The 6,146-nt window shown below is 63.9% G+C and carries 7 protein-coding genes; all 7 read right to left on the bottom strand.

Going from position 1 to position 6,146, the window contains the following annotated elements:
* Positions 1-242: 242 nt before the first annotated feature.
* Positions 243-665, bottom strand: coding sequence for a F0F1 ATP synthase subunit epsilon (locus AC1VXC_RS15450; RefSeq protein ID WP_057626868.1), 423 nt, complete (start codon positions 663-665; stop codon positions 243-245).
* Between the two features lie 83 nt (positions 666-748).
* Entirely contained in the window at positions 749-2,155 is a 1,407-nt protein-coding gene (atpD, locus tag AC1VXC_RS15445) for a F0F1 ATP synthase subunit beta (protein WP_312916206.1), read from the bottom strand.
* 38 nt (positions 2,156-2,193) lie between these two features.
* Positions 2,194-3,057 (bottom strand): F0F1 ATP synthase subunit gamma, encoded by an 864-nt coding sequence (gene atpG / locus AC1VXC_RS15440; protein ID WP_057626866.1) that lies wholly within the window; start codon positions 3,055-3,057, stop codon positions 2,194-2,196.
* Between the two features lie 77 nt (positions 3,058-3,134).
* The gene (gene atpA, locus AC1VXC_RS15435) at positions 3,135-4,682 is read right to left on the bottom strand and encodes a F0F1 ATP synthase subunit alpha (RefSeq protein ID WP_481539509.1); all 1,548 of its coding nucleotides are present in this window, start codon (positions 4,680-4,682) and stop codon (positions 3,135-3,137) included.
* 44 nt (positions 4,683-4,726) lie between these two features.
* Positions 4,727-5,254, bottom strand: coding sequence for a F0F1 ATP synthase subunit delta (locus AC1VXC_RS15430; RefSeq protein WP_313173333.1), 528 nt, complete (start codon positions 5,252-5,254; stop codon positions 4,727-4,729).
* 3 nt (positions 5,255-5,257) lie between these two features.
* Positions 5,258-5,728, bottom strand: a complete 471-nt coding sequence (locus AC1VXC_RS15425; protein WP_293715039.1) for a F0F1 ATP synthase subunit B — start codon at positions 5,726-5,728, stop codon at positions 5,258-5,260.
* Positions 5,729-5,840: 112 nt separating this feature from the next.
* Positions 5,841-6,143 (bottom strand): F0F1 ATP synthase subunit C, encoded by a 303-nt coding sequence (gene atpE, locus AC1VXC_RS15420; RefSeq protein WP_054661978.1) that lies wholly within the window; start codon positions 6,141-6,143, stop codon positions 5,841-5,843.
* Positions 6,144-6,146: the final 3 nt, after the last annotated feature.

Raw genomic sequence — 6,146 nt, 5'->3', positions numbered from 1 at the left:
GGGCTTGCCTGGGAGGCCTCTGCCGAGCATGGCTCGGCACTACGGAAACATGCGGTGTAAGGCCTCTGCCGAGCATGGCTCGGCACTACGGAAACATGCGGTGTACGGCCTCTGCCGAGCATGGCTCGGCACTACGGAAACATGCGGTGTACGGCCTCTGCCGAGCATGGCTCGGCACTACAAAAGCGGGGCAGAAAAAACGCCGGCGTTGGCCGGCGTTTTTCTGGGCGTTGCTGCAGGCCTCAGTGCTTGAGGTTGCGGCGCAGACGCTCCAATGCCTGCAGCTGGGCAGTGACTTCGGCCAGCTTCTGCTGCGCCTCGGCCAGCTCCATGGCTTCGCCACGGTGGGCCAGCACGCGCTCGGCTTCTTCCTTGGCCTTGCGCACCGATGCTTCATCGATGTCGCTGGCACGGATGGCGGTGTCGGCCAGCACGGTCACGACCTGCGGCTGTACTTCCAGGATGCCGCCAGAGATGGCGAAATCCAGGTGTTCCCCGGCAGCAGTGGTGACCACGACCTTGCCCGGCTTCAGACGGGTGATCAGCGGTGCGTGCTTGGGCGCGATGCCCAGCTCGCCCAGCTCACCGGTGGCCACGACCAGGGTCGCTTCGCCGCTGAAGATCTGCTGCTCGGCACTGACGATGTCGCAACGGATGGTGCTCATGGAACTCTCTTCGCCTGGTTGGGTGGGCCTGCGCCCACCGCAGGTTGCCGCGTGGGCGGAGCGAACTCCGCCCTACGTGGGAATTAGGCCTTCTCGGCCATCTTCTTGGCCTTCTCGACCGCTTCTTCGATGCCGCCGACCATGTAGAACGCCTGCTCCGGCAGGTGGTCGTATTCGCCATCGACGATGGCCTTGAAGCCACGGATGGTGTCCTTCAGCGGCACGTACTTGCCCGGCGAGCCGGTGAACACTTCGGCCACGTGGAACGGCTGGCTGAAGAAGCGCTCGATCTTACGGGCGCGCGACACGGCTTCCTTGTCTTCCTGGGACAGTTCGTCCATACCCAGGATGGCAATGATGTCCTTCAGTTCCTTGTACTTCTGCAGGGTCTGCTGGACGCGCTGTGCGGTGTCGTAGTGCTCGCTGCCGATGACCTGCGGGTCCATCTGGCGCGAGGTCGAGTCCAGCGGATCCACGGCCGGGTAGATACCCAGCGAGGCGATCGAACGCGACAGGGTCACGGTCGAATCCAAGTGGGCGAACGTGGTGGCCGGCGACGGATCGGTCAAGTCATCGGCGGGCACGTACACGGCCTGGATCGAGGTGATCGAGCCGGACTTGGTCGAGGTGATGCGCTCCTGCAGGACGCCCATTTCCTCGGCCAGGGTCGGCTGGTAACCCACGGCCGACGGCATACGACCCAGCAGTGCCGACACTTCGGTACCGGCCAGGGTGTAGCGGTAGATGTTGTCGACGAACAGCAGCACGTCCTTGCCCTTGCCGCTGGCGTCCTTCTCATCACGGAAGTACTCCGCCATGGTCAGGCCGGTCAGTGCAACGCGCAGACGGTTGCCCGGCGGCTCGTTCATCTGGCCGTACACCATCGCCACCTTGTCGAGGACGTTGGAGTCCTTCATTTCGTGGTAGAAGTCGTTGCCCTCACGGGTACGCTCACCCACGCCGGCGAACACGGACAGACCGCTGTGCGCCTTGGCGATGTTGTTGATCAGCTCCATCATGTTGACGGTCTTGCCGACGCCGGCGCCGCCGAACAGGCCGACCTTGCCGCCCTTGGCGAACGGGCACATCAGGTCGATGACCTTGATGCCGGTTTCCAGCAGCTCGGTCGAGGAAGACTGGTCTTCATACGACGGGGCCGAACGGTGGATTTCCCAGCTGTCCGACGCCTGCACCGGGCCGGCTTCGTCGATCGGGCGACCCAGCACGTCCATGATGCGACCCAGGGTGCCAGCGCCGACCGGCACCGAGATGGCGCGGTTGGTGTTGGTGGCAACCAGGCCACGCTTCAGGCCGTCGGTCGAGCCCAGCGCGATCGCGCGGACGATACCGTCACCCAGCTGCTGCTGGACTTCCAGCGTGATTTCGGTGTTGTCGACCTTCAGCGCGTCGTACACCTTCGGCACGTCGGTGCGCGGGAATTCGACGTCGACGACCGCGCCGATGATCTGAACGATCTTGCCCTGACTCATTGCTGCATCCTCTAAATGTGTGCTGTTGACTGCGCGCGTTAGACCGCTGCCGCGCCGCTGACGATTTCGGAGATTTCCTGGGTGATCGCTGCCTGGCGGGCCTTGTTGTAGACCAGCTGCAGGGTTCCGATCATCTTGTTCGCGTTGTCGCTTGCCGCCTTCATCGCCACCATGCGAGCTGCGTGCTCGGAGGCAACATTCTCCAGCACCGCCTGATACACCAACGATTCGATGTAGCGGGTGATCACGTGCTCAAGCACGGTTGCCGCGTCGGGCTCGTACAGGTAATCCCAGTCGTGCGAAGCCACCTGCTTTTCGGCGGCCGGCAACGGCAGCAGCTGGTCGAAGCTGGCCTTCTGCGTCATCGTGTTGATGAAGCGGTTGTAGACCAGGTAGACGCGGTCAACCTTGCCTTCGGTGAAGGCATCGAGCATGACCTTGATCACGCCGATCAGCGTTTCCAGCTTGGGCTGGTCGCCGATGTTGGCCACCGAGGCAGCCATGTTGACGTTGACGCGACGGAAGAATGCGCCGGCCTTCTGGCCAACGGTCACCACGTCGATCTCGGCGCCCTTGTCCTGCCAGTCGCGCATTTCCGCGACCGTCTTGCGGAACAGGTTGTTGTTCAGGCCGCCGGCCAGACCGCGATCAGACGAGATCACGATGTAGCCCACGCGCTTGACCTGCTCACGCTCGACCAGGAACGGGTGCTGGAAATCGGTGCTGGCCTGGGCCAGGTGACCGATCACCTGCTTCATCGCCTGCGCGTACGGACGCGAGGTCTTCATCCGATCCTGCGCCTTGCGGATCTTGGAGGCCGAGACCATTTCGAGCGCGCGCGTCACCTTGCGGGTGTTCTGCACGCTCTTGATCTTGGTTTTGATTTCGCGTCCGCTTGCCATCTCTTATTCCCATAGAGCGGGGCTGTGCCCCGCTTTATCAGTGTGAAGCGGAGCAAGGCTCCGCTCTACATACGCTCTTACCAGGTGCCGGTGCTCTTGAAATCGGCGATGCCCTTCTTGAAGGCAGCTTCGATCTCGTCGTTCCAGGCGCCGGTGCTGTTGATCTTGGAGGTCAACTCACCTGCGGTGTTGGCGAAGTGGGCGTGCAGGCCGGCTTCGAACGAGAGCAGCTTGTTGACCGGCACGTCGTCGAGGAAGCCCTCGTTGACGGCGTAGATCGACAGCGCCTGGTCGGCGATCGACATCGGTGCGTACTGCTTCTGCTTCATCAGCTCGGTGACGCGCTGGCCGCGCTCCAGCTGCTTGCGGGTGGCTTCGTCCAGGTCGGAGGCGAACTGCGCGAACGCAGCCAGCTCACGGTACTGGGCCAGTGAGATACGGATGCCGCCGGACAGCTTCTTGATGATCTTGGTCTGGGCCGAACCACCCACGCGCGACACCGAGATACCGGCGTTGACGGCCGGACGGATACCGGCGTTGAACAGGTCGGTTTCCAGGAAGATCTGACCGTCGGTGATCGAGATCACGTTGGTCGGAACGAACGCGGAAACGTCGCCAGCCTGGGTTTCGATGATCGGCAGTGCGGTCAGCGAACCGGTCTTGCCGGTGACGGCGCCGTTGGTGAACTTCTCGACATACTCTTCCGACACGCGAGCTGCGCGCTCGAGCAGGCGGGAGTGCAGGTAGAACACGTCACCCGGGTAGGCTTCGCGGCCCGGCGGGCGCTTCAGCAGCAGCGAGATCTGGCGGTAGGCAACAGCCTGCTTGGACAGATCGTCGTACACGATCAGGGCGTCTTCGCCGCGGTCCATGAAGTACTCGCCCATGGTGCAGCCAGCGTAGGCGCTGATGTACTGCATCGCAGCCGATTCGGAAGCGGTGGCAGCCACGACCACGGTGTGGGCCAGGGCGCCGTTTTCTTCCAGCTTGCGCACGATGTTGGCCACGGTCGAAGCCTTCTGGCCGATCGCGACGTACACGCACTTGATGCCGGTGCCCTTCTGGTTGATCACGGCGTCGATCGCCATGGCCGTCTTGCCGGTCTGGCGGTCACCGATGATCAGCTCGCGCTGGCCACGGCCGATCGGGATCATCGAGTCAACCGACTTGTAACCGGTCTGCACCGGCTGGTCGACCGACTTGCGCCAGATCACGCCCGGCGCAACGCGCTCCACCGGAGCGGTCAGCGCGGTGCCCAGCGGGCCCTTGCCGTCGATCGGCTCACCCAGCGCGTTGACAACGCGGCCGAGCATTTCCGGGCCCACCGGCACTTCCAGGATGCGGCCGGTGGTCTTGGCCACGTCGCCTTCGCGCAGGTTCTGGTAGTCGCCCAGGACCACGGCGCCGACCGAGTCGCGCTCCAGGTTCAGTGCCAGGGCAAAGGTGTTGTTCGGCAGTTCGATCATTTCGCCCTGCATCACGTCGGCCAGACCGAAGATGCGCACGATGCCGTCGGACACGCTGGTGACGGTGCCTTCGTTGCGCGATTCCGCGGACAGGGCGACCTTCTCGATGCGGGTCTTGATCAGTTCGCTGATTTCAGAGGGGTTGAGCGTGGTAGCCATCGTCAAGTCCTAGTGCCGGCTTGTGGCCGGACGGTAATGTGAATTCAGTGTGCGAGCGCGGTCTGCAGGCGCGACAGCTTGCCCTTGAGCGAGCCATCGATGACCACGTCGCCGGCATCGATCACGGCGCCGCCGATCAGCGAAGCGTCCACCGCGGTCGATACCTCGACTTCGCGGCCGAAACGCTTGCGCAGCGCAGCCTTGATCTTGTCCAGTTCCTCGCCCGACAGTTCGGCGGCCGAGGTGACGGTGGCCTTGACCACGTGTTCGGCTTCAGCGCGCAGCTGCTCGAACAGACCGGAGATTTCCGGCAGTTGCTGCAGGCGGCGGCCTTCGGCCAGCAGGGCCAGGAAGCGACCGTAGGTCTCGCTGGTCGCGTCCGGGGTCAGCAGGGCGACGGCATCGCCGCGGCTCAGCTGCGGATTCGACAGCAAGGCCGACACGCGCGGATCGGCTGCAACGCGGGCGGAGAACGCAAGCGCGTCCGACCACGGCGCGAACTTGCCTTCCTCACGCGCAATCGCAAAAGCGGCGCGGGCGTACGGGCGGGCAAGCGTGAGGGCCTGGCTCATCGATCAGATCTCCGCAGCCAGCTCGTCGAGCAGCGCCTTGTGGGCGTTGGCATCGATTTCGCGCTTGAGCAGCTTTTCGGCGCCGGTCACGGCCAGGGCGGACACCTGCTTGCGCAGATCTTCGCGGGCACGGTTGGCGGCAGCGTCGATTTCAGCCTGGGCCAGTTCTTTCTGGCGGTTGGCTTCGGCGATGGCTTCGTTCTTGGCGGCTTCAACGATCTGGTTCGCACGGGCATGCGCCTGGTCGATGATCTCGTTGGCCTTGCCACGGGCTTCCTTCAGCGCCTCGTTGACCTTCACTTCCGCCTGGGCCAGGTCTTTCTGGCTGCGGTCGGCAGCGGCCAAGCCCTCAGCGATCTTCTGCTGGCGCTCTTCAATGGCCTTCAACAACGGCGGCCAGATCTTGGTCGCGATGATCCAGATCAGCAAAGCAAAGGCCAGGGCCTGTGCAAAGAGGGTGAGATTGATATTCATGAATTAGCTCGATCGCTGGTGTCGGGGGTGGTCGTGCCGCCGTGGCGGCACAACCGAACCTTCATCCGAAGTCGGGTGCCAGCAGGCACCCGACCGTCTCACTGCAGCTGGATCAGCCGGCCAGCTTGGCGGCTTCGGCCAGCAGGGCAGCAGCCAGCGGGTTGGCGAAGGCCAGCAGCAGGCCAACGGCGACCGAGATGATGAATGCGGCGTCGATCAGGCCGGCGGTGATGAACATGCGGACCTGCAGGACCGGGATCAGTTCCGGCTGGCGAGCGGCCGATTCCAGGAACTTACCAGCCATGATGGCCAGACCGAGGCCGGCGCCCAGCGCGGCCAGGCCGATCATGATGCCGACGGCAAGGGCGGTGGAGCTCTGAACTTGGGCGAGGTTGGTCAGGACGGCGAAGTACATGGT

Source organism: Stenotrophomonas sp. STEN033 (assembly GCF_056856655.1).
The sequence above is the reverse complement of the archived record's forward strand: the minus strand, read 5'-3'. Positions and strand labels throughout refer to the sequence as shown.

Excerpts from the sequence above, each read along its gene's own strand:
- AC1VXC_RS15450 (WP_057626868.1), bottom strand. The coding sequence starts at position 665 with ATGAGCACCATCCGTTGCGACATCGTCAGTGCCGAGCAGCAGATCTTC.
- atpD (WP_312916206.1), bottom strand. The coding sequence starts at position 2,155 with ATGAGTCAGGGCAAGATCGTTCAGATCATCGGCGCGGTCGTCGACGTC.
- atpG (WP_057626866.1), bottom strand. The coding sequence starts at position 3,057 with ATGGCAAGCGGACGCGAAATCAAAACCAAGATCAAGAGCGTGCAGAAC.
- atpA (WP_481539509.1), bottom strand. The coding sequence starts at position 4,682 with ATGGCTACCACGCTCAACCCCTCTGAAATCAGCGAACTGATCAAGACC.
- AC1VXC_RS15430 (WP_313173333.1), bottom strand. The coding sequence starts at position 5,254 with ATGAGCCAGGCCCTCACGCTTGCCCGCCCGTACGCCCGCGCCGCTTTT.
- AC1VXC_RS15425 (WP_293715039.1), bottom strand. The coding sequence starts at position 5,728 with ATGAATATCAATCTCACCCTCTTTGCACAGGCCCTGGCCTTTGCTTTG.
- atpE (WP_054661978.1), bottom strand. The coding sequence starts at position 6,143 with ATGTACTTCGCCGTCCTGACCAACCTCGCCCAAGTTCAGAGCTCCACC.